The sequence below is a fragment of the Mesorhizobium sp. M7A.F.Ca.CA.004.04.2.1 genome, assembly GCF_004022825.1.
Lineage (GTDB): Bacteria > Pseudomonadota > Alphaproteobacteria > Rhizobiales > Rhizobiaceae > Mesorhizobium.
Genome location: NZ_RZPH01001721.1, coordinates 1 through 539 on the forward strand (window position 1 = coordinate 1; position 539 = coordinate 539).

1 protein-coding gene is annotated in these 539 nt (G+C 61.8%); it reads right to left on the reverse strand.

Annotation, left to right across the window (positions count from 1 at the left end; translation table 11 throughout):
- Positions 1-2: 2 nt before the first annotated feature.
- Positions 3-539: L,D-transpeptidase family protein (locus tag EN893_RS37205; protein ID WP_164901558.1), on the reverse strand; the 537-nt coding region annotated here is incomplete at its 5' end.

Here is a 539-nt window from a genome sequence, read left to right on the forward strand (position 1 = left end):
GTTTATAGCGCAGACGTGATCTGCAGCTCGTTGTTGCCGTCAAGCGCGTAGACGTCGTCGCGGAACTGCACGACGCCCGGACCGGTCGACCAGGCCGAGAGATAGAGGAAGTGGACCGGCACCGGATTGGTGACCTGGATCGGCGTGTTTTCACCGGTCTTGATCGCCGCCTCGAAATGCTGGCGGTCCCAGCCGGGCGTGTCGCGCAGGATCCAGGTGACGAGGTCGCGCACATTCTGCACGCGCACGCAGCCCGAGGAATCGAAACGCAACATCTTGCCGAACAGGCTCTGCTGCGGCGTATCGTGCATGTAGACGCCGTCAGGGCTCGGGAAATTGATCTTCACCGAGGCCATGGCGTTTTCCGAGCCGGGATCCTGGCGGAAACGGTACTTGGCGGCGTCGTCGGTCGACCAGTCCACATTCATCGGATCGACTTCGCTGCCATCCGGCGCGAACAGGCGGATGTGGCTGTCCTTGAGATAATCGGGATCCTTCCGCATCAGCGGAATGATGTCCTTGCGGACGATCGAGACGGG